The sequence below is a fragment of the Mycobacterium sp. SMC-4 genome (genome assembly GCF_050205565.1).
Classification (GTDB): domain Bacteria; phylum Actinomycetota; class Actinomycetes; order Mycobacteriales; family Mycobacteriaceae; genus Mycobacterium.
Genome location: NZ_JBNMQU010000003.1, coordinates 128460 through 148460, shown reverse-complemented (window position 1 = coordinate 148460; position 20001 = coordinate 128460). Strand labels below are relative to the sequence as shown.

Below are 20001 nucleotides of genomic sequence, written 5' to 3'. Positions count from 1 at the left end.
CGGGTGGCGGTGCTTGTTACCGCCCACCGTTCATGTGGTCGATCTCACCGCAGGTGCGGTGGTGATTCAAGTCACATTCGCGAAGTGATCCGGCGCTCGGGTTGCCGCGCGGATTGGAATTTGGTTAACGTCCACTGGTCTTAGTAACGGTCTGATCACGACGACAAGGACTTTTCAGGTTGCCTCAGCATCGCTCGCCTCGGCCTTCTGTAGCCGTCGCAGCACCTGGTCCCAGCGAGATCACCGACATCATTCCGTTCAATGAGTTCGGTCCGATGGACGATTTCTCGGACCTCGACGTTCTCCCCCACGCCGCGTTCGACCGCGAAGCGCAGGTGATCCACGCGCCGGAACTCGATGATCTGACCGACACCGACGACCTCGCTCCGCTGCGACTTGCCGTGCCCGCCGAATTCCAAACCGACGCGAAGTCGACGTCGACGCGCGCCTACCGCGACAGTCACACCGACCTCAGCGACGGCACCGCCAAGACCGACATCATCGACATGCGGGGCCGCCGGGGCGGTGCGCACCGCAAGCAGGAAGTGCCGGTCAAGGGCCGCCTGATGGTCGCCGCGATGGCCGTCGGCGCCACGGCGGCCGGCGCGTACACGGTCACCAACAGTGCGCAGGAGGACGCGAGCGGCACGGTGCTGGCGTCCGCGCCGACGATGACCGGCGTCGCCGACGCCGCCTCCGGCTCGGCCGGCGGCATGCAGATCGTCACGGTCACCCCGGCCGCGTCGTCGGCGGTGCACGCCGAGGAGATCACCAAGGCGGCCGCGTTCGCCCAGGAACGCGCCGAGCGTGAAGCCCGGCTGGCGCGCCCCCAGTACGCCATGCCCACCCGCGGCGTGTGGACTTCCGGCTTCGGCTACCGCTGGGGTGTGCTGCATGCCGGCATCGACATCGCCAACGCGATCGGGACTCCGATTCTGGCGGCGGCCGACGGCGTCGTCATCGCCGCCGGCGCCGAAGGCGGCTACGGCAACATGGTGAAGCTGCGGCACTCCGACGGCACCGTGACCCTGTACGGGCACAACAGCTCGATCCTGGTCGACGTCGGCGACCGCGTGATGGCCGGCGACCAGATCGCCAAGATGGGCAACACGGGCAACTCGACGGGTCCGCACCTGCATTTCGAGGTCCACCTCGGCGGCACGCGCGTCGACCCGGTGGGTTGGTTGTCCAAGCGGGGGCTGGCCCCCGGCAGTTACTTTGGCTGAGTGGCCCGCGACGATCACCCGTCTGCTGACGCTCCCGACTCCGACGCAGAAACCCGCATTCTCCGTCGCGCTCCGCGCGACGCATCCGCGGAGCCCGCGACCGGGATCATCCGTCGCCATCCGACCGGCGCCCTCCCCGTTTCGCACGACGAGCGCTTGCGCGAGGAGCATCGAACCACCGACGAGCGCTTGCGCGAGGAGCATCGAACGCACGAGCCGCCGACCAGTCTGGTTCCGCGTGTAACCGTCGCGCCGCATCGGACGCGGACGAATCCGTGGGCGGCGATCGCCACGGCCGTCATGGCCATCCTGTCCGGCTGGGCGACGGCCGTCATCGCCACCGATCTGATCACCGGCTGGTGGAGCACCGACCCGCTGTTCTGCGTCGCGATGGGTTTCCTCACCGCCATCTCGGCCGCAGCGAACATCACGGGCCTGATCATGATGCTGCTGCGGCAACGTACCGGCCGGTTGCTGATCGTTGTGGGCGCGGTCGTGGCGCTACTGATGTTCGCGGGCCTGTTCGTGGCCGGAGCCGACCTGCCGGGCGTGGTCTATGCGCTGCCACTGCTGCCGGTCATCACCGTCGGACTCGCCGCGCTTCCCCAGACGGGACGCTGGGCCCGCGTCTAGGGATCGACGACGGCTGCGACCGCCTCGATCTCCACGAGCTGGTGGTCGTACCCGAGAACCGTCACCCCGAGGAGCGTGCTGGGCACGTCGTGGTCGCCGAATGCGTCACGGACCACTTCCCATGCGGCGACAAGGTCCTGCTGCTGGGTGGACGCGACGAGTACCCGGGTGCTGATCACGTCCTGCAGGGCGGCCCCGGCATCAGCCAGCGCCCGCCTCAACGTCTCGACGCACGCCGCGGCCTGCCCCGGGTAGTCCCCGACCGCGGCGGTCGTGCCGTCGTCGTTGAGCGGGCAGGCGCCCGCCAAGAAGATCAACCTGGCATTCGCGGGAGCAGTTGCCGCATAGGCGTACTCGGCGACATCGGACAGCGTGGACGAGCGGATGAGTCGGACGGCGGTCGGCATGTGATGATCTTGGCTTGGCCCGCCGAATACAGCTAGAGCTTGCTGATGGGTGCGTGGTTGTGCATCAACTTCACCCGGCCGGCGCTGCCGAAGTCGATCAGCGACATGGCCGACTCACCGACACCGGACACTTCCTCGACGCGGCCCAGCCCGTACTTGTCGTGGGTGACGCGGTCCCCCGGTTCGAGCACGATCAGCGCACGCTTACCGGCCGACGCGCGCCCCGGCGCGGGCCGCGGTGTGCCGTAGCGGCCCGCGTTGCCGACCGGAGCTGAGAACCGGGACTGCGGCGCCTCGGTGCGACGCCAGTCGATGAGTTCCTGCGGGATCTCGCGCAGGAAGCGGGACTCCGGGTTGAGCATCGGCTGCCCCCAGGACGAGCGCACCTTGGCGCGGCTCAGGTACAGCCGCTGACGGGCGCGGGTGATGCCGACGTAGGCCAGGCGCCGTTCCTCCGACAGCTCGACCGGGTCGCCGAGCGCCCGCATGTGCGGGAACATCCCGTCCTCCCAGCCGGTCACGAACACGATCGGGAACTCCAGGCCCTTGGCGGTGTGCAGGGTCATCAGCGTCACCACGCCCGCGCCGTGCTCGGGGATGTCGTCGGCGTCAGCGACCAGGGAGACGCGCTCGAGGAATGACGCGAGCACCCCGGTGTCCGGGATGTCTTCGTCCTGCGGCTCCTCGTCGGCCAGCGCACGCGCGTTGGCCAGGTCGATGGCGAATTCGTGTGCCACCGAGACCAATTCGTTGAGGTTGTCGAGCCGGGCCAGGTCCTGCGGATCGTTGGACGATTCGAGTTCGGCGCGGTAGCCGGTGCGGTCGAGGACCGTTTCGACCAGGTCGCCGAGTTCCCCGTCGAGACCGCCACGCAAGTCGTCGAGCAGGTCGACGAAGCCTTTGATCGCCTTCTCAGAACGGGTGTTGAGCATCGGCACCTTGCCCTCGGCGGCCGCGAGCAGGGCGTCGTTGAAGTTGGCGCCGGTGTTCTCGGCATAGACAGCCACGCAGGCTTCGGCGCGGTCGCCGATGCCGCGGCGCGGGGTGTTGAGGATGCGCCGCATGCTCACCGAGTCGCCGGGGTTGTCGAGCACCCGCAGGTAGGCGACGATGTCGCGAATCTCCTTGCGCTCGTAGAACCGGACACCGCCGACGACCTTGTACGGGATGCCGGCGCGGATGAAGACCTCTTCGATGGCGCGCGAGGAGTTGTTGGTGCGGTAGAACACCGCGACGTCGTTGTAGCTGAAACCGTTGCCGGCGTCGGCGAGCGCGTCGATCTCCTGGGCGACGAAACGGGCTTCGTCGTGTTCGTTCTCGGCGACGTAGCCGACGATCAGTTCACCCTCACCGGCGTCGGTCCACAATCGCTTCTCCCGCCGGCCGGTGTTGCGGGCGATGACGGCGTTGGCGGCGTTGAGGATGGTCTGGGTGGAGCGGTAGTTCTGTTCCAGCAGAATCGTTGTGGCGTTGGGAAAGTCGCGCTCGAAGTCCTCGATGTTGCGGATGGTGGCACCGCGGAACGCGTAGATGGACTGGTCGGCGTCACCGACGACGCACAGCTCGGCGGGAGGCACCCCGTCGACGACCTCGGTCCCGACGAGTTCGCGCACCAGCACGTACTGCGCATGGTTGGTGTCCTGGTACTCGTCGACCAGGATGTGGCGGAATCGGCGGCGGTAGTACTGGGCGATCTGCGGGAACGCCTGCAGCACCGCGACGGTCTCGCCGATCAGGTCGTCGAAGTCCAGGGCGTTGGCCGCGCGCAGCCGGCGTTGGTACTCGCCGTACACCTCGGCGATGATCCGTGCCAGATCGTCGGCGGCCTCGGACGCTTCGGCCGCGGCCTGCTCGGGACCGATGAGCTCGTTCTTCAGGTTGGAGATGCCGTTGGCCAGCAGTCGCGGGGAGTGCTTCTTGGTGTCGAGCCCCATGTCCTTGCCGATCATCAGCAGCAGCCGGCGGGAGTCGTCGGCGTCGTAGATCGAGAAGTTGGAGTTCAGCCCGGGTAACAGCGAGGCCTGATTGCGCAGGATGCGCACGCAGGTGGAATGGAACGTCGACACCCACATGTTGCGGGCCCGCGGCCCGACCAGCGCGGCCACACGTTCGCGCATCTCGGCGGCGGCTTTGTTGGTGAACGTGATGGCCAGAACCTGCCCCACCCCGACGTCGCGCGCCGCCAACAGGTAGGCGATGCGGCGGGTCAGCACGGCGGTCTTGCCGGAGCCGGCGCCGGCGACGATCAACAGCGGCGAGCCCTCGTGCAGGACGGCTTGGCGCTGCTGCGGATTGAGACCCTCGAGCAGCTCGTCGGTGCTGGTGGCGGGGTAAAGCGAAGTCATATCGTTACCAACCTACCGCTGCCCGCCGACACTCTTTGCGCTGGCACGGCGGGTAGTGGCACACTCGACGAGTGCTTCGCGCGCAGTGGCGATTTATCTACGGGTACCCGACAGCGGTGCCCGTGGCTTAGCTGCTTTCCCCTCAGCCCCGCGGTCCGCTTCCGGCGACCCGGGGCTCGTCTCTTGTGAGGCCCGACACCGGATGAGGCCCGGCCTTCACGACGAGAATCCGGAGGACCACGAGATGACGACGGAGACCACCCAGGTGCCCGATATCGACGAGTTGCGCAAAGAGATCGACCGTCTCGACGCCGAGATTCTGGAAGCGGTCAAGCGCCGCACCGAGGTGTCGCAGATGATCGGCAAGGCCCGGATGGCCTCCGGCGGCACCCGACTGGTGCACAGCCGGGAGATGAAGGTCATCGAGCGCTACAGCGAGCTGGGTCCCGAGGGCAAGAACCTCGCGATGCTGCTGCTACGGCTGGGCCGCGGCCGGCTCGGTCACTGACAGCGGCTTGAGCCCCTCCACCAGCCAGGGCGTCAGCCACTCGACGGCCTCCGGTGTCGGGTGCACGCCGTCGCTGCGCAACCGGATGCCGTCGACCCGGGTCTGGTAGTAGCCGTTCGGGCTGAGCTTGCGGTTGAGATCGAGCACCGAGGCGTTCGGGTGCTCGGCAACCACGCTGCGCAGCAGCTCATTCCAGCGTTCGACGCGCTTGGGCTGGTCTTCGGGGTACAGGCTGCCGTCCGGCTTCTCGGCGCGCCGGTTGTACGGCTCGGTGGTCGCGACGATGCGGGCGCCCGTCGAGCCCAGGATGTCGAGGGCACGACGCAGCTCGGCGCGCAGGTAGGCGTCGTAGCCGGGCTCGCCGATGTGGGTCCACCGGCCCTCGTTCATCCGGTCGACGACCTCCCAGCGGCCCACGACCAGCAGCACCACATCCGGCTTGGCGTGGTTGATGCGCTGGGCCCAACGGCTGGGCCACGCATCGCACTCGGGCTTCTGGTTCAGCTCCTGGCCGACGTATTCGTACGGTCCGCCGCGCGCGATGCCGCAGCCGATCGTGGTGTAGTCGCCGAACCGCACACCCGGGGTGTCGGGCAGATACCGCATCAGCGTCCACGCGATCGAATCACCGAACACCGCGACCTGCAGGTCCCCGGGCGCGTGGGCCTGCGGCGTCCGCGTCACCGCCACCGGCACCTCGGGGGCCACCAGCGCCGCGGAGTCGATCAACGGATCCGGCGCTCGCGGCGCGGTGACGCCGGGCGGCATGACGGTCAGCGTGACGACGGCCGCGGTCGACGCGGTCGCCGCCGCCAGCGGCAGCATCGGCACCAGCCGCGGCCGCCACTCGCGGATCGGCTGCTCGATCAGCCACCACGACACCGCCGCGACGGCGATTGTCGCCGCGCAGCGCAGCGCGAACAGCTGCCACCCTTCCGAGCCGGTTCGTTCCCCGTTGAGCACCAGGAAGATCGGCCAGTGCCACAGGTACACGCCGTAGGAGATGGCGCCGAGCCCGACCAGCGGCGGCATCGACAACACCTTCGCCACCGGGCCGTCCTGTGCCAGCGCCACCGGCGCGATCACCAGTATCGCGGCCAGCGCGACAATGATCAGCAACCCGCTTCGGAACTCCTCGGCACTGCCGGTGGCGAAGCGTGCCGCGGTCACCAGCATCACCAGCCCGATGGCCGGAAGGATCCGGGCGACCCAGCGAGCCCACCGGGTGCGCAGGATTTCCAGGCCGGCGGTCATGCCGCGCCAGTCACGGACCAGCAGCGCGGCCGCGGCGGCGCCGATGAGCAGCGCCTGCGCGCGGGTGTCGGTGCCGAAGTAGACGCGGTTGAGGGACTCCTCGGTGGTGAACAGCACGGTCGCGGTCGCCGATGCGAGGCAGCCGAGCGTCGCGATCACCAGCACCGCCACCCGCACCGCGCGGATCGACAACGGCACACCACGGCGGTACGCGAGGGCGGCCAGGCCGGCCACGACCGCGGCCAGCAGCAGCGGCCACAGCACGTAGTACTGCTCTTCGACGCCCAGCGACCAGGTGTGCTGTAGCGGTGATGGCGGAGCGCCCTGCGAGAAGTAGTCGGTCTGGTCGGCGACGAACACCCAGTTCGAGACCCAGAAGAACGCGGCGACCGCTTCGGCGCGCAGACCTTCCGTCGACTCCGAGGCGAACAGTTCGCGCACCATCACCACGGTCAGCACCATCACCAGCAGCGCGGGCAGCAGGCGGCGGGCGCGGCGGATCCAGAAGCCCTTCAACCCGATTCGGCCGGTGCGGCCGACCTCGTCGATGAGCAGCGAGGTGATTAGGAAGCCGCTGAGCACGAAGAAGACGTCGACGCCCAGAAACCCGCCGGAGAATCCCGGCACGCCGCCGTGTGCGGCGAGCACCAGTGCGACGGCGAGTGCCCGCACCCCGTCCAGCGCCGGAATGACTTGACCGGGACCGACATAGCGGCGCGGCCCCACACGGATCGGCGCCGCACTCACGGCTGTCACGTCCTGGGGTCCTCCTCCTGTCCGACTGCAAGCGTCCGACTACGAGCAAGGAAGTCTATGGGCGCGGCGGGGCCGAACCGGGGAGGCGCGCGCGAGGCTTGCCGAGCAGACGCGAACTCCCCCAATTCGGGCCCATTTCGGGTGAGTTCGCGTCTGCTCGCGGAGAGGAACGGGCCGACTAGTTGGTTAGAGCGATGTACTTGGTCTCGAGGTACTCCTCGATGCCCTCGGTGCCGCCCTCGCGGCCGAAGCCGGATTCCTTGATGCCGCCGAACGGTGCCGCCGCGTCGGAGATGACTCCGCGGTTGATGCCGACGATCCCCGACTCCAGTGCTTCGGCGACACGCAGTGCGCGGTCCAGCGACTGTGTGTAGACGTAGGCCGCCAGCCCGTACTCGGTGTCGTTGGCCGCGGCGATGCCGTCCTCTTCAGAGTCGAAGCCGGTGATCGGCGCGACGGGTCCGAAGACCTCTTCTTTGAGGATGCGGGCGTCGGCGGGCACGTCGGTCAGCACGGTGGCCGGGTAGAAGTTGCCGGGTCCGCTGGGCGCGACACCGCCGATGGCGACGGTCGCTCCGCGCGAGACGGCGTCGGAGACGAGCTCGGTGACGGTGGCGACCTGCTTGGCATTGATCAGCGGCCCGAGCTTAGAGGATTCGTCGAGGCCCTTGCCGAGGGTGAATTCGCTCATCCGCTTGACGAGCTTGTCGGTGAACTCCTCACGGACCGCATTGGCGACGTGGAAGCGGTTGGCCGCGGTGCACGCCTCGCCGCCGTTGCGCATCTTGGCCAGTACCGCGCCGTCGACTGCGGCGTCGATGTCGGCGTCGTCGAACACGATGAACGGGGCGTTGCCGCCCAACTCCATCGAGGTGCGCAGCAGCTTGTCGGCCGACTGCTTGACCAGCGACTTGCCCACGCCGGTGGAGCCGGTGAACGTGAGCTTGCGCAGCCGTCCATCGTTGACCAGCGTCTCGGTGACCGGTCCCGGGCTGCTGGTGGGCAGCACCGACAACACACCCTTGGGCAGTCCGGCCTCGTCCATCAGCTTGGCCAGCAGCAGCATGGTCAGCGGCGTTTCCTGGGCGGGCTTGACGATCATCGTGCAGCCGGCGGCGAACGCCGGGCCCATCTTGCGGGTGCCCATGGCGAGCGGGAAGTTCCAGGGGGTGATCGCGTAGCAGGGGCCGACGGCCTGTTTGGTCACGAGGATGCGGCCTGTCCCGGCCGGGCTGTGGGTGTAGCGGCCCTCGATGCGGACGGCTTCCTCGGCGAACCAGCGGAAGAACTCCGCGCCGTAGGTCACCTCGCCCTTGCTCTCGGCGAGCACCTTGCCCATTTCCAGGGTCATCAGCGCGGCGATATCGTCCGCACGTTCGGTGATCGCCTCGAAGACCGAACGCAGAATCTCCCCGCGCTTGCGCGCCGGCGTCGCCGCCCACTCGGCCTGGACCGCACAGGCGGCATCCAGCGCGGCGACGGCGTCGTCGGCGGTGGCGTCGGCGACGGCGGTCAGCACTTCGTCGTCGCTGGGGTCGAGCACATTGAACGTCGACGTCCCTTCGCGTTCCTCACCGCCGATCCACAGGCCGGTGGGAACTGACTTCAACAACGTCGCGGTGTCCATATCCACGTCATACACCTTCCCCCAAGTGATCGCACTAATGTTCTGCACATGGGCTCTGACATCACCGCCACACCCGAATGGCAGGCGCTGTCGCGCCATCACGACGACATCGGCGCCACGCATCTCCGGGAGTTGTTCGCCGAAGACCCGAGTCGCGGCACCGAGTTGGCGATGACGGTCGGTGACCTGTACATCGACTACAGCAAGCACCGCGTCACGCGCGACACATTGCGCCTGCTCACCGATCTGGCACGCGCAGCCGATCTGCCCGCCAAGCGCGACGCGATGTTCGCCGGCGCGCACATCAACACCTCCGAGGACCGGGCGGTGCTGCACACTGCGCTGCGCCTGCCGCGGGATGCGTCGTTGTCGGTCGACGGTCAGGACGTGGTCGCCGACGTGCACGAGGTGCTCGACCGGATGGGCGATTTCACCGACCGGTTGCGCAGCGGCGAGTGGCAGGGTGCGACGGGCCAACGCATCACCACGGTGGTCAACATCGGTATCGGCGGCTCGGATCTGGGTCCGGTGATGGTGTATCAGGCGCTGCGGCACTACGCCGACGCCGGCATTTCGGCCCGCTTCGTGTCCAACGTCGACCCGGCCGACCTGGTCGCCAAGCTCGACGGACTCGACCCGGCCACAACGCTTTTCGTGATCGCATCGAAGACGTTCTCCACCCTCGAGACGCTGACCAACGCGACGGCAGCACGGCGCTGGCTCACCGACGCACTCGGGGACGACGCCGTCAGCAAGCATTTCGTCGCCGTGTCCACCAACGCAAAGCTGGTCTCCGAGTTCGGTATCGACACCGCGAACATGTTCGGCTTCTGGGATTGGGTGGGCGGCCGGTATTCGGTGGATTCGGCCATCGGGCTCTCGGTGATAGCAGCCATCGGCCGGGAACGTTTCGCGGAATTTCTCGAGGGGTTCCGTCTGGTGGACGAGCACTTCCGGTCCGCGCCGCTGGAGGCCAATGCGCCGGTGCTACTGGGGTTGATCGGACTCTGGTACAACAACTTCTTCGGCGCCGAAACCCGTGCGGTTCTGCCCTATTCGAATGACCTGGCCCGCTTCGCCGCGTATCTGCAGCAGCTGACGATGGAGTCCAACGGCAAGTCGGTGCGCGCCGACGGCACTCCCGTCACCTCGGACACCGGCGAGATCTTTTGGGGCGAGCCCGGCACCAATGGCCAGCACGCGTTCTACCAGCTGCTGCATCAGGGCACCCGACTGGTGCCTGCGGACTTCATCGGGTTCGGCGAACCCACCGATGACCTGCCGACCGCCGATGGCACCGGCAGCATGCACGACCTGTTGATGAGCAACTTCTTCGCGCAAACCCAGGTGCTGGCGTTCGGCAGGACGGCCGACGAAATCACGGCCGACGGCACACCCTCAGATGTGGTCCCGCACAAGGTGATGCCGGGCAACCGGCCCAGCACCTCAATCCTCGCCGGCAAGTTGACGCCGTCGACGGTCGGACAGTTGATCGCGCTCTACGAACACCAGGTGTTCGTCGAAGGGGTCATCTGGGGCATCGACTCGTTCGACCAGTGGGGTGTGGAGCTGGGCAAGACCCAGGCCAAGGCGCTGTTGCCGGTACTCACGGACACCGAATCCCCTGCTGAACAGTCGGATTCGTCGACGGACACCCTGGTCCGCAAGTACCGCGCGCAGCGTGGTCGCAGCGTCTGACTCAGCGTGCGGCGCGTGCCTGGATGAACGAGCGCACACCCAGCGCCAGGTACACCAGCAGCAGGACGAACATGATCGTGCTGGTGATCACGGCGGCGGGACGTTCGGCGGTGCCCGCGAAGACCTCGCCGAGACCGAACACGTTCCGCAGCGCACCGAGCGCGGCGAGCAGCGCGATCGCGAGTGCCGCATGCATCGCGTGCTGACGGGCCCGGTCGGAGCGCCGCCCGATCAGCGCGGCAATGAGCAGCAGGACTCCGACGAATGCTGGGATCAGTGCGGTGATGCTGACCGCTCCACTGGCGATGTAGGCGATCACGCCGGTCGCGACGAGCAGTCCTCCGGTCCAGATGGTCAGGGAGAGCATCGCATTCCTTTCTACGGCTACGGCTGACCACACTACCGATGCAGGTCCCGAATGCTCAGGCGTCGGGATCGGGTCGCGTCCATCCCAGGATCATCGCCGGCAGGCATCCGCCGATGAGCAGCACGGTGATGGCCATCAGCCCCCCGGCGTAGGCGATGTTGCCGTCGTCGAAGTCGGTGATCACCGCTCCGAATATGAGATAGAAGATCGGCAGCAGCATGAGGTTCTGAGTGACTGTCAGGCCGATCGATCGGGCGTTGTTGCGTTGGGCCAGTTCGAATTCGTCGAGGGTGGCCAGCGGAGCGTCACCTTGGCGACCGGAGACTATCTGCAGCATCAGCCACAGCGGGAAGAAAACGATCGTGGCGGGCAGCCAGATCAGCGCGGCTTCGCGGTATCCGAAGGCGCACACGACGCTGACGACGGCCATGACCGCGAAGCTCAGGGCGATGCCGACGACCAGGATGCGGCGGCGCCGCTGGGTGCGCCAGGACGGTAGCCAATTGGCGTATGCCTGTTCGCTTTTCAGGAAGCGCTCGGTGCGGCGCTGCTGGTAGCGGTCGATGATGTTGGCGGTGTTCGGCATGAGCATTCTCCTCAGGTTCAGGTGTTCTTCCGGTAGAGCTCGGCCGACAACGGGGTGAACGGTTCACGCGAGAACACGGCCTCCACCGGCAGCTCGAAGACGTCGCAGATGCGGAACGCGAGATCGAGACTCGGGTAGTGGTCGCCTCGTTCCAACGCGCCGACGGTCTGCGGGTTGACGTCGATGAGTTCCGCGAGTTGCGCTCGAGACATCTTGCGCTCGGCGCGCAGCACCCCGATGCGGTTGTGAATGGGGCGCGCCTCTCCCCGCCTGACAGGACTCACCTAACCAAGTGTTAGGAAAACCCAACCATCTGTCAAGTAACTCGATCGATTTGTCAGGCGAAGCGATGCGTGAACCGTGGGGGCAGCACCTTCAGAAGTTCGACCAGCGGCCACCACGGCCATCCCGGTACGACGGCGCGGCCCTTCTCTTTCTCGATGGCCGCGACCAGTGCCCGCACGCCGGTGTCGTTGTCCACCATGAGCATGGTCGTGTTCGACTTGGCGGTCATCTCCGACTCGATGTAGCCGGGCTCGATCACCGTGACCTTGATCGGCCCGGACGCGTGTTCGGCGCGCAGCGACTGCCCCAGCGAGCTCAGCCCCGCCTTGCTCGCGCAGTACGCGGCCTTGTGGCCGGGCAGACCGACGTTGCCCAGCACCGAGGAGATGAGCACCAGATGCCCGCCGCCGGCCTGCGTGAACATCTCCACCGCGGTCTCGATCTGCACAAGGGCGGCCACGAGATTGGTTTCGATCGTGGCTTTGTTGGCCCACGGCTTGCCGCCGCCGAGCGGGTAACCCTTGCCGATCCCGGCGTTGACGATGACGCGGTCGAGGCCACCGAGCTCGTCGCGCAGCGCGCCGAACACCTTGGGCACCTGCTCGTGGTCGTTGACGTCGAGTGCTGCGACAGCGATCGCGATGCCGGGGTGACGGGCCTGCAACTCGGCTTTGAGTTCGTCGAGACGGTCAGTACGACGGGCGCACAACGCCAGATCGCGGCCTTTGGCCGCGAAATTGCGGGCCATTCCTGCGCCCAGTCCGGAGCTGGCGCCGGTGATCAGAATCTTCTGCCGCGTCATGGCGGCAGCGTAACGCCCCCGTGTTCCGCCGAACTTGCATTCCACGCGCGTCAAGTCGCAAGTTGACGCGCGTGGAATGCAAGTTCGGCGCTACTTGAGCAGCCGGGACATCCGACGGTCGGCGAGCACCTTGCCGCCGGTCTGACACGTCGGGCAGTACTGGAACGACTTGTCGGCGAACGACACCTCCCGCACGGTGTCCCCGCACACCGGGCAGGGCAGGCCGGTGCGGGCGTGCACCCGCAGCCCTGAGCGCTTCTCCCCTTTCAGCGTCGCGGCCTGCTGTCCGACCAGGCGCGTCACCGCGTCGGTGAGCACCGAGATCATCGCTTCGTGCAGGTCGGCGAGTTGGGCGTCGCTGAGTTTGTTGGCCGTCGCGAACGGCGACAGTTGGGCCACGTGCAGGATCTCGTCGCTGTAGGCGTTGCCGATGCCGGCGATCGTCTTCTGGTCGGTGATGACGGTCTTGATCCGGCCCGACTGTCCGGCCAGCACCGCGCCGAGCGCGTCCGGCGTCAGCGACAACGCGTCCGGACCGAGTGCGGCGATCTGCGGCACGTTCATCGGGTCGTCGACCAGCCAGACCGCCAGCCGCTTCTGCGTGCCGGCCTCGGTGAGGTCGAAACCCGGCGCTTCGCCGGGCGTGCCCAGGTGCACGCGCAGCGCGATCGGCCCTTTCCCCGGCCGCAGTGGGGCGGCGGCGAGCTTTTCCGACCACCGCAGCCACCCGGCGCGCGAGAGGTGGGTGATCAGATACCACTCGCCCGCCCGCAGGCCGAGATACTTGCCCCACCGCTCGGCGCCGCTGACCTGTTGTCCGTGCAGCGCCGTGGGCGGTGGGTCGAAGGTCTTGAGCACCGACAGTGCGGCGACGTCGACGCGGCCGACGGTCAGTCCGACCGCGTGACGACGCAGGTGATCGGCGAGCGCTTCGACCTCGGGCAGCTCCGGCATACCACTCAGTGTGCCTTGATGATCAACGACAGCGCCCAGCTCACGATCGACAACACGATGGCCGCCCAGATCGCTGTCCACCAGAAGTCGTCGATCGCCAGACCCCAGCGCGTGGTGTGCTCGGTGATCCACGCGGTCAGCCACAGCATGAATGCGTTGATCACGACGTGGAACAGTCCGAGGGTGAGGATGTAGAGCGGGATCGACAGGATCTGCACGACGGGCTTGATGAACGCGTTGACCAGGCCGAAGATCACCGCGACGACGAAGATGATCCCGACTCGGGTCACCGCGGTGTCGCCGCCGACGAAGCTGATGCCCGGCACCAGCAGCGTCACCACCCACAGCGCGAGTCCGGTCAGTGCAGCACGCAGCAGAAACGGTGTCATCGGTCCATGATCACCCGACATTCGGCCCCAGCGGACTAGAACACGTTCTAGTATTCGGTCACCCGATTCAGGAGGCGATGTGCGTTTCACCTATGCCGAAGCGATGACCGACCCGACGTACTACATCCCGCTGGCCAAGGCGGCCGAAGCGGCCGGCTATCACGCGATGACGATTCCCGACAGCCTCGCCTATCCGTTCGAGTCGGATTCGACGTATCCCTACACCCCGGACGGCAATCGGGAGTTCCTCGACGGCAAGGCCTTCATCGAGTCGTTCGTGCTGACGGCGGCGCTGTGCGCGGTGACCACGACGTTGCGGTTCAACCATTTCGTGCTCAAGCTGCCGATCCGGCCGCCGGCACTGGTGGCCAAGCAGGCCGGGTCGCTGGCGGCGTTGTTCGACAACCGGCTCGGGCTCGGGGTCGGCACCAGCCCGTGGCCGGAGGACTACGAGTTGATGAACGTGCCGTTCGCCCGGCGCGGCAAGCGCATGGACGAGTGCATCGAGATCATCCGCGGCCTGACCTCCGGCGAGTACTTCGAGTTCCACGGCGAGTTCTACGACATCCCGAAGACGAAGATGACGCCGGCGCCGTCGAAGCCGGTGCCGATCCTGATCGGCGGCCACGCCGATGCCGCGCTACGCCGCGCCGCCCGCAACGACGGCTGGATGCACGGCGGCGGCGACCCGGAGGAGCTCGACGCGCTGCTGGGCAAGCTCGACAAATTCCGCGACGAAGCCGGTACCGCCGACAAGGAGGACTACGAGATTCACGTGATCTCGCTCGACGCCTACACCGCCGACGGCATCAAGCGCCTGGAGGACAAGGGCGTCACCGATGTGATCGTCGGCTTCCGGATTCCCTACATCATGGGGCAGGACACCGAACCGCTGGACACCAAGATCCGCAATCTGGAGATGTTCGCCGAGAACGTCATCGCCAAGGTGTAGTCAGGCATCGCTGCAGCGCTTGAGTGTGTTCGCGATCGTGTCGATCGGTGTGGCGCAGTCGATTTCGGCACGCAGTCGCTGAGCTGCAGTGCGGTACCGCCTGTCGTCGCGGACCTGCACGACCGCGGCACGCACCGCCTGCGGTGTGGGCGTGGACGTTTTCAGGTCGACGCCCACACCGGTGTAGGTCACCCGTGCGGCCACCTCGGCCTTGTCCGACGTCTCACCCGCCACCACCAGCGGCACGCCGTGGCTCAGGGCGTACTGCACACCGCCGTAGCCGCCGTTGGTGATCATCACGTCGACGTGCGGCATCAGCGCCGAGTACGGCACCCAATCGGTGACCCGGGCGTTGGCGGGAACGTGCTGCGGCAGCTCCTGTCCTGCGCGCCCGCCGGTGGTGGCGACCACGAGGACGTCGTCGAGGTCGGCGAGTCCGCGCAAGGTCGGCGTGATGAGTTGGTCGAGGTCCGTGTTGTCGAACGTGCCCTGGGTGACCAGGACGACGGTCGACGCGGCGAAGAGATCGGACCACCACGACGGCTTCTCGAAGGCGTCGTCCGGGCTCGGCAGTGCCGGGCCGACGAACTCCACGGTGTCGGGGAGGTCGCAGCGCGGATATTCGAAGCCGGCCACCGACAACTGCACCAGCGCGTCGGCCAGCCGCGGCCAGTCGCTGATGAAGACCGGCACGCGGTCAACTCCGGCGCGGCGCAGCGCAGCCTCGAACGCACGCTGGCTGTCGCGCATGATCACCTGGTGCGCGGCGGCCGTCATCCGGCTGTAGTCCACCCCCTGTTGGGGTTGCCAGGCCATGCCGAACGGTGGGGTGTCGACGCTCGACAACGTCAGCGGCGCGACTCCGCACGCCACGATCGGGGCCCGCGGCGCTTCGCTCAGGAGGATCGCCAGCGCGCCGGTGAAAGTGACATCGGCCAGGATGGCGTCGACAGGACCCTCGTCGAGGATCCCGCGCAATGCGTGTGCCTCGGCCACCAGCGGTTCGACGAACACCGAGCGGAGTTCGGCGCGCCCCAGCCAGAAGCGACGTAGCGGCGCGGGCAGGTTGCGCAACAGCATCGGCGCGGCCGCGGGCGGGTCGATGCGCACGTTGTCCGGCAGGGCGACCACGTCCAGACCTGCAGCACGCACGCTGTCGGTGAGCGATGCCCCGGTCAGGACGGTGACGTGGTGGCCCAGAGACTGCAGACCGGACCCGATCACGAGCATCGGCGCCAGGTGGCCCCGCAGTGGGGTCGCGGCAAGGAGATAGCGTGCCAAACCTGGTCCTTACGTTCCTGTCGACGTCTTGCGAACTTGCCGACTGCTCGATGTGATCGTGCTTGACACTCGTCGACTGTAGCGTGATTCGCGACGTGCCCGTCGAAAAGATTGCTGCACAGCTTCTTTGGCGGATACCGCCGACTGCGATGCAGAGCGGCGTGATCTCGGTAGAGTCGGACGCGATGACAGCCGGTCGCTACGACGTTCCTGGCGCCTTCGACGCGGGGGCGACGACCTACGACGTCCTGGTCAGCGCCAATCCGGGCTACCACGACCATCTCACGCTCTCCGCTCAGCGAATGGCGCTGCCTGACCAGGGTGCGGGGTTGCGGCTTCTGGACATCGGGTGCGGCACCGGCGCCTCGACGGCGGCACTACTCGGAGTCGCGCCGCACGCCGAGATCGTCGCCGTCGATGGTTCGTCCGGCATGCTCGCCGAAGCCAGGGCGAAAAATTGGCCGCCTACAGTCACCTTCGTTCACAGCCTCGCCGAGGATCTCGCAGAGTCGGGTGTGTCGGGTCCGTTCGACGGGATACTGGCCGCGTACCTGGTCCGCAATCTGCCCGATCCGGATCCAGTGCTGCGGTCGCTCTGTGCGCTGCTACGCCCGGGCGGGGTTCTCGCGGTGCACGAGTACTCGGTGCGCGATTCACGGACGGCGACGCTGCTGTGGAACGCCGTCTGCGCCGCGGTGATCATTCCCGCGGGAAGGATCCGTTCGGGCGACGCGGGCCTCTACCGCTATCTACGACGCAGCGTCAACGAATTCGACGGTGTCGGCGCATTCCAGGATCGATTGCGCCGCAATGGTTTTGTCGATGTTGAACAGATGACGGTGCCGGGGTGGCAGCGCAACATCGTGCATACGTTCTTGGCGCGCAGCCCGTCGGTTTAGTTCGGATCGGTTTGCGGGCATTCCGCTGCATGGCATTCAAACTCACCTACTCCGATGGACAAGAATCTCAACACGATGACGACACCGTCTGGGACCTCGACGACGGCGTGCTCAAGCTCGGCCGCAAAAAGGGAGAGTGGTCGGTGTTGCTGTCGCCGAGCCACTGGGCCGTGCTCGAGTTCGTCGGCACATCGTCGAAAGACGACGACTCGGACGACGATGACGACAAGTCCGACGACGACAAGTCCGATGACAAGAAGAACTCGGACAAGTCCGACGACGACAAGAAGGACTCCGACAAGAAGGACGACGACTGATCGTCAGCCCCGATATGTGGCGACCCGCTCGGCTAGGTCGTCGAGCACCCTGAGCGAGTCGTCGCGCGGCTTGGTGGGCAGCAGCAGGTTGGCCTGTCGGTAGCCGAGACCTTCCAAGGCTTCCCAGTAGTCGGGCTTGACCGGGGTGCCGAACGTCGTCAACGCGACGTCGTGGCCGGCGCCGTCACGCATCTGCGCGACACGACGCGTCAACTCGTCGACGGGCAACGGGTTGGAGATCCACCCTGCCCCGTGGCGGATGATGCGCTTGACGGTGGCATCGGAATTGCCGCCGATGAGGATGGGCGGATGCGGCTTCTGCACCGGTTTGGGCCGCAGGTACGACGCGTCGAAATCGACGAATCTGCCGTGATATTCGGCGGGTTCCTCGGTCCACAGCGCCTTGATCGCTTCGATGCGTTCGTCGAGCAGCGCACCCCGGGTTTTCGGGTCGGTGCCGTGGTTACGCAGTTCCTCGATGTTCCAGCCCGCCCCCACGCCGAACACGAACCGTCCGTTGGAGATGAGGTCGACGCTGGCGGCTTCCTTGGCGGTGATGATGGGGTCGCGCTGGATCAGCAGGGCGATGCCGGTCACCAGCTCGATGCGGGACGTGACCGCGGCCGCGGCCGCGAGGGTCACGAAGGGGTCGAGCGTGCGGTAGTAGATGCTCGGCAGGTCGCCGCCATCCGGATAAGGAGATTCGCGGCTGGCCGGGATGTGGGTGTGCTCGGCGACCACCAAGGAGTCGAAGCCACGTTCCTCGACGGCTTTCGCCAAGGTGACGGTATCGATGGTGTCGTCGTTGACGAACGTCGATATCCCGAACCTCATCGCCTACCTCCTGCTGCGCCGCTGTCCCCTCTGAGATCACCACATCGCCTGGAGTCGATCAAGAATCGACCAGATCAACCGGTCGTCAGTGATGGTGCGCATCCTCAGGGGTTCCCCGGTGCTCGGCTTCTGACCCAATATGACCCGGTTCTGCATCTCGTCGAGGCGGTCCAGCACGTCGTTGAGGAAGCCGCAGAAGTCCTGGAGGTGCTGATTCGAAAACCGGGTGCAGTCCGCGAGCAGGCCGGTGTACTGCTCTGGGACCGACTGTCTGCGGGAGTGCTCGGCCAACTCGAGCAGCCGTTCGTAGCAGTCAGCGACGTAGTCCGCGGCCGCGAGAATGCCGTCCGCGTCGGCGTCGCTCTCATCGGCACGACCGAACACCCCGGCGAACCCAGGCGACCCCAGGAACGCGTTGACCTGCACGACGATGTCGTCGGTTCCGCGCATCTGCCCGGTGACGAACTCCGCCACCTCCGAAGCGCTGCGCAGCTGCACACTCGGAGCCACCGGGACGTCGCACACCTGCGCAATTTTGCGCTCCTCCAACGCGGCCCAGCGTTGAAAAAGAACCGAGGCGAAGGCAGCCCACGACCAGCACGCCGGCTTCTGCTGCAGCATCTGCCGGAGCAGCTCCGGCGTTGGCACCACCATCGCGACCGACACGGCATCACTCCTACCCATGCCCTGCACGCTAGGCGCGGGCACTGACATCACCGGGCGAACTAACCTGGGCCGATGACCGTCTCGCTGCACGAGCTGCGGGTCGCCGATACCGCCGACGCGTGGACGGGGTCCGGGTTCGACGTCGGCCCCGACGACGTGTGCCGAGTCGGCGGGGTGTGCATCCGACTGCTCGGGCGCGACGGGGGTGCCGGGATCGTCGGCTGGTCGCTGGCCGGGCTCGCGAACCACCACGCCGATGACCTCGACGGCATCCCCACGACCCGCTCCGACACGCAACCGGCGGCACCCGGATCACACGCCAACGGCGTCACCGCCATCGACCACGTCGTCCTGATGTCACCGAATCTGCAGCGCACGGCTGCGTCCCTGGCCGCCGCCGGCATGGACCTGCGCCGCGAGCGCGACACCGAGCTCGGCGGACGGTCGATCCGCCAACTCTTCTACCGCCTCGGAGAGGTCGTCCTGGAAGTCGTCGGCGAACCCGAATCGGCAGGCGACGGACCCTCCACCCTGTGGGGCATCACCTACGTCGTCACCGACATCGACGCCACCGCGGCGTTCTTCGGCGACCACGCCGCGCCGGTGAAGGACGCGGTTCAGCCCGGCCGCCGGATCACCACGCTGCGGAACCTCGAGTTGGGAATGTCGGTACGGACGGCGATGATCTCGGCCCCTTATCCTCAGAGCCCATGAGCGCGTCCACCGAGGAGCCCGTCATCATCCACACCGACGGCGGTTGCCGGCCCAATCCGGGGCCCGGCGGCTGGGGCGCGGTGCTGCGCCAGCGTACGCATGTGCGCGAGATGTGCGGTGGCGAGCCGCAGACGAGCAACAACCGCATGGAGTTGACGGCGCCGATCATGGCGCTGGAGGCGTTGACACGGCCCGTCGTGGTGCACCTGTACACCGACAGCACGTACGTCCGTAACGGCATCACCAAGTGGGTGCTCGGCTGGGAACGCAATGGTTGGATGACGGCCGCCAAGCAGCCGGTGAAGAACGTCGACCTGTGGAAGCGGCTCCAATTGGCCTGTGCGCCACATCAAGTCGAATGGTTCTGGGTGAAGGGACACTCGGGGGTCGCCGACAACGAGCTGGCCGATGTGCTCGCGACGCGCGGGATGCAGGAGGCGATCGAGGCTGCTTCGGCGCCTGTCTGACCGCACGCCCTCGGTTCACAATCCGCGATAGGGG

The 20001-nt window shown here is 67.1% G+C and carries 22 protein-coding genes and 1 pseudogene; 9 read left to right on the top strand and 14 right to left on the bottom strand.

Features of this window, described 5'->3' with window-relative positions; genetic code table 11:
• Positions 1 to 179: 179 nt before the first annotated feature.
• Both ACQI46_RS07495 and ACQI46_RS07490 read left to right on the top strand, forming a co-directional pair.
• Positions 180 to 1226: a M23 family metallopeptidase gene (locus ACQI46_RS07495; RefSeq protein WP_427093341.1), complete on the top strand. Its 1047-nt coding sequence runs from the start codon at positions 180 to 182 to the stop codon at positions 1224 to 1226.
• Positions 1227 to 1859 (top strand): hypothetical protein, encoded by a 633-nt coding sequence (locus tag ACQI46_RS07490; RefSeq protein ID WP_427093340.1) that lies wholly within the window; start codon positions 1227 to 1229, stop codon positions 1857 to 1859.
• On the opposite strand, the gene ACQI46_RS07485 is transcribed toward ACQI46_RS07490, so the two are convergent.
• Together ACQI46_RS07485 and pcrA are read right to left on the bottom strand one after the other, a co-directional pair.
• Entirely contained in the window at positions 1856 to 2266 is a 411-nt protein-coding gene (locus ACQI46_RS07485; RefSeq protein WP_427093339.1) for a RidA family protein, read from the bottom strand. The two genes, ACQI46_RS07490 and ACQI46_RS07485, sit on opposite strands and share 4 nt — an antisense overlap.
• Positions 2267 to 2298: 32 nt before the next feature.
• Entirely contained in the window at positions 2299 to 4611 is a 2313-nt protein-coding gene (gene pcrA / locus ACQI46_RS07480; protein ID WP_427093338.1) for a DNA helicase PcrA, read from the bottom strand.
• Between the two features lie 202 nt (positions 4612 to 4813).
• On the opposite strand from pcrA, the gene ACQI46_RS07475 reads away from it, so the two are divergent.
• Complete coding sequence (locus tag ACQI46_RS07475) at positions 4814 to 5119, top strand: chorismate mutase (RefSeq protein ID WP_427093337.1); 306 nt, start codon at positions 4814 to 4816, stop codon at positions 5117 to 5119.
• Here ACQI46_RS07475 and ACQI46_RS07470 read toward each other — a convergent pair.
• Positions 5087 to 7129: an acyltransferase family protein gene (locus ACQI46_RS07470; protein ID WP_427093336.1), complete on the bottom strand. Its 2043-nt coding sequence runs from the start codon at positions 7127 to 7129 to the stop codon at positions 5087 to 5089. The two genes, ACQI46_RS07475 and ACQI46_RS07470, sit on opposite strands and share 33 nt — an antisense overlap.
• A gap of 178 nt (positions 7130 to 7307) precedes the next feature.
• A complete protein-coding gene (locus tag ACQI46_RS07465) occupies positions 7308 to 8756 on the bottom strand; it encodes an NAD-dependent succinate-semialdehyde dehydrogenase (RefSeq protein WP_427093586.1) in 1449 nt (482 codons plus the stop codon).
• A gap of 48 nt (positions 8757 to 8804) precedes the next feature.
• On the opposite strand from ACQI46_RS07465, the gene pgi reads away from it, so the two are divergent.
• Entirely contained in the window at positions 8805 to 10454 is a 1650-nt protein-coding gene (gene pgi / locus ACQI46_RS07460; RefSeq protein ID WP_427093335.1) for a glucose-6-phosphate isomerase, read from the top strand.
• Position 10455: 1 nt separating this feature from the next.
• Here pgi and ACQI46_RS07455 read toward each other — a convergent pair whose 3' ends face one another.
• The 7 genes and pseudogenes from ACQI46_RS07455 to ACQI46_RS07425 all read right to left on the bottom strand — a co-directional run bounded on the left by ACQI46_RS07455 (position 10456) and on the right by ACQI46_RS07425 (position 13837).
• Complete coding sequence (locus ACQI46_RS07455; RefSeq protein ID WP_427093334.1) at positions 10456 to 10821, bottom strand: hypothetical protein; 366 nt, start codon at positions 10819 to 10821, stop codon at positions 10456 to 10458.
• Between the two features lie 55 nt (positions 10822 to 10876).
• The gene (locus tag ACQI46_RS07450; RefSeq protein ID WP_427093333.1) at positions 10877 to 11407 is read right to left on the bottom strand and encodes a hypothetical protein; all 531 of its coding nucleotides are present in this window, start codon (positions 11405 to 11407) and stop codon (positions 10877 to 10879) included.
• 17 nt (positions 11408 to 11424) lie between these two features.
• Complete coding sequence (locus ACQI46_RS07445; RefSeq protein ID WP_427093332.1) at positions 11425 to 11691, bottom strand: helix-turn-helix transcriptional regulator; 267 nt, start codon at positions 11689 to 11691, stop codon at positions 11425 to 11427.
• A 53-nt stretch (positions 11692 to 11744) separates the two neighbouring features.
• Positions 11745 to 12494: an SDR family oxidoreductase gene (locus ACQI46_RS07440; protein ID WP_427093331.1), complete on the bottom strand. Its 750-nt coding sequence runs from the start codon at positions 12492 to 12494 to the stop codon at positions 11745 to 11747.
• 90 nt (positions 12495 to 12584) lie between these two features.
• Entirely contained in the window at positions 12585 to 13058 is a 474-nt protein-coding gene (locus ACQI46_RS07435; RefSeq protein WP_427093585.1) for a zinc finger domain-containing protein, read from the bottom strand.
• Positions 13059 to 13205: 147 nt separating this feature from the next.
• A pseudogene (locus ACQI46_RS07430) lies at positions 13206 to 13448 on the bottom strand (DNA-formamidopyrimidine glycosylase family protein); the annotation flags it as partial.
• Between the two features lie 5 nt (positions 13449 to 13453).
• Complete coding sequence (locus tag ACQI46_RS07425) at positions 13454 to 13837, bottom strand: phage holin family protein (RefSeq protein WP_427093330.1); 384 nt, start codon at positions 13835 to 13837, stop codon at positions 13454 to 13456.
• Positions 13838 to 13916: 79 nt separating this feature from the next.
• On the opposite strand from ACQI46_RS07425, the gene ACQI46_RS07420 reads away from it, so the two are divergent.
• A complete protein-coding gene (locus ACQI46_RS07420; RefSeq protein ID WP_427093329.1) occupies positions 13917 to 14789 on the top strand; it encodes an LLM class flavin-dependent oxidoreductase in 873 nt (290 codons plus the stop codon).
• Here ACQI46_RS07420 and ACQI46_RS07415 read toward each other — a convergent pair whose 3' ends face one another.
• The gene (locus ACQI46_RS07415; protein WP_427093328.1) at positions 14790 to 16070 is read right to left on the bottom strand and encodes a glycosyltransferase; all 1281 of its coding nucleotides are present in this window, start codon (positions 16068 to 16070) and stop codon (positions 14790 to 14792) included. It abuts the gene before it with no gap.
• Positions 16071 to 16255: 185 nt separating this feature from the next.
• Between ACQI46_RS07415 and ACQI46_RS07410 the strand changes: the two genes are divergently transcribed.
• Both ACQI46_RS07410 and ACQI46_RS07405 read left to right on the top strand, forming a co-directional pair.
• The gene (locus ACQI46_RS07410) at positions 16256 to 16969 is read left to right on the top strand and encodes a class I SAM-dependent methyltransferase (protein WP_427093584.1); all 714 of its coding nucleotides are present in this window, start codon (positions 16256 to 16258) and stop codon (positions 16967 to 16969) included.
• 29 nt (positions 16970 to 16998) lie between these two features.
• A complete protein-coding gene (locus ACQI46_RS07405; RefSeq protein ID WP_427093327.1) occupies positions 16999 to 17286 on the top strand; it encodes a hypothetical protein in 288 nt (95 codons plus the stop codon).
• A 3-nt stretch (positions 17287 to 17289) separates the two neighbouring features.
• Here the strand turns inward: ACQI46_RS07405 and ACQI46_RS07400 are convergent, their stop codons facing one another.
• A complete protein-coding gene (locus ACQI46_RS07400) occupies positions 17290 to 18120 on the bottom strand; it encodes an LLM class F420-dependent oxidoreductase (protein WP_427093326.1) in 831 nt (276 codons plus the stop codon).
• A 36-nt stretch (positions 18121 to 18156) separates the two neighbouring features.
• Complete coding sequence (locus ACQI46_RS07395; RefSeq protein ID WP_427093325.1) at positions 18157 to 18804, bottom strand: hypothetical protein; 648 nt, start codon at positions 18802 to 18804, stop codon at positions 18157 to 18159.
• A gap of 54 nt (positions 18805 to 18858) precedes the next feature.
• Here ACQI46_RS07395 and ACQI46_RS07390 point away from each other — a divergent pair, with 54 nt between their 5' ends.
• Both ACQI46_RS07390 and rnhA read left to right on the top strand, forming a co-directional pair.
• A complete protein-coding gene (locus tag ACQI46_RS07390) occupies positions 18859 to 19500 on the top strand; it encodes a glyoxalase (protein ID WP_427093324.1) in 642 nt (213 codons plus the stop codon).
• Positions 19497 to 19967 (top strand): ribonuclease HI, encoded by a 471-nt coding sequence (gene rnhA, locus ACQI46_RS07385; protein WP_427093323.1) that lies wholly within the window; start codon positions 19497 to 19499, stop codon positions 19965 to 19967. Before ACQI46_RS07390 ends, rnhA begins: the two co-directional genes overlap by 4 nt.
• Positions 19968 to 20001 lie beyond the last annotated feature (34 nt).

Coding starts and splice junctions, on each gene's coding strand:
- pcrA (WP_427093338.1), bottom strand. CDS start 4,611: ATGACTTCGCTTTACCCCGCCACCAGCACCGACGAGCTGCTCGAGGGT.
- ACQI46_RS07450 (WP_427093333.1), bottom strand. CDS start 11,407: ATGCCGAACACCGCCAACATCATCGACCGCTACCAGCAGCGCCGCACC.
- ACQI46_RS07465 (WP_427093586.1), bottom strand. CDS start 8,756: ATGGACACCGCGACGTTGTTGAAGTCAGTTCCCACCGGCCTGTGGATC.
- ACQI46_RS07435 (WP_427093585.1), bottom strand. CDS start 13,058: ATGAACGTGCCGCAGATCGCCGCACTCGGTCCGGACGCGTTGTCGCTG.
- ACQI46_RS07485 (WP_427093339.1), bottom strand. CDS start 2,266: ATGCCGACCGCCGTCCGACTCATCCGCTCGTCCACGCTGTCCGATGTC.
- pgi (WP_427093335.1), top strand. CDS start 8,805: ATGGGCTCTGACATCACCGCCACACCCGAATGGCAGGCGCTGTCGCGC.
- ACQI46_RS07410 (WP_427093584.1), top strand. CDS start 16,256: ATGACAGCCGGTCGCTACGACGTTCCTGGCGCCTTCGACGCGGGGGCG.
- ACQI46_RS07390 (WP_427093324.1), top strand. CDS start 18,859: ATGACCGTCTCGCTGCACGAGCTGCGGGTCGCCGATACCGCCGACGCG.
- ACQI46_RS07455 (WP_427093334.1), bottom strand. CDS start 10,821: ATGCTCTCCCTGACCATCTGGACCGGAGGACTGCTCGTCGCGACCGGC.
- rnhA (WP_427093323.1), top strand. CDS start 19,497: ATGAGCGCGTCCACCGAGGAGCCCGTCATCATCCACACCGACGGCGGT.
- ACQI46_RS07400 (WP_427093326.1), bottom strand. CDS start 18,120: ATGAGGTTCGGGATATCGACGTTCGTCAACGACGACACCATCGATACC.
- ACQI46_RS07405 (WP_427093327.1), top strand. CDS start 16,999: ATGGCATTCAAACTCACCTACTCCGATGGACAAGAATCTCAACACGAT.
- ACQI46_RS07395 (WP_427093325.1), bottom strand. CDS start 18,804: ATGGGTAGGAGTGATGCCGTGTCGGTCGCGATGGTGGTGCCAACGCCG.
- ACQI46_RS07475 (WP_427093337.1), top strand. CDS start 4,814: ATGAGGCCCGGCCTTCACGACGAGAATCCGGAGGACCACGAGATGACG.
- ACQI46_RS07440 (WP_427093331.1), bottom strand. CDS start 12,494: ATGACGCGGCAGAAGATTCTGATCACCGGCGCCAGCTCCGGACTGGGC.
- ACQI46_RS07425 (WP_427093330.1), bottom strand. CDS start 13,837: ATGACACCGTTTCTGCTGCGTGCTGCACTGACCGGACTCGCGCTGTGG.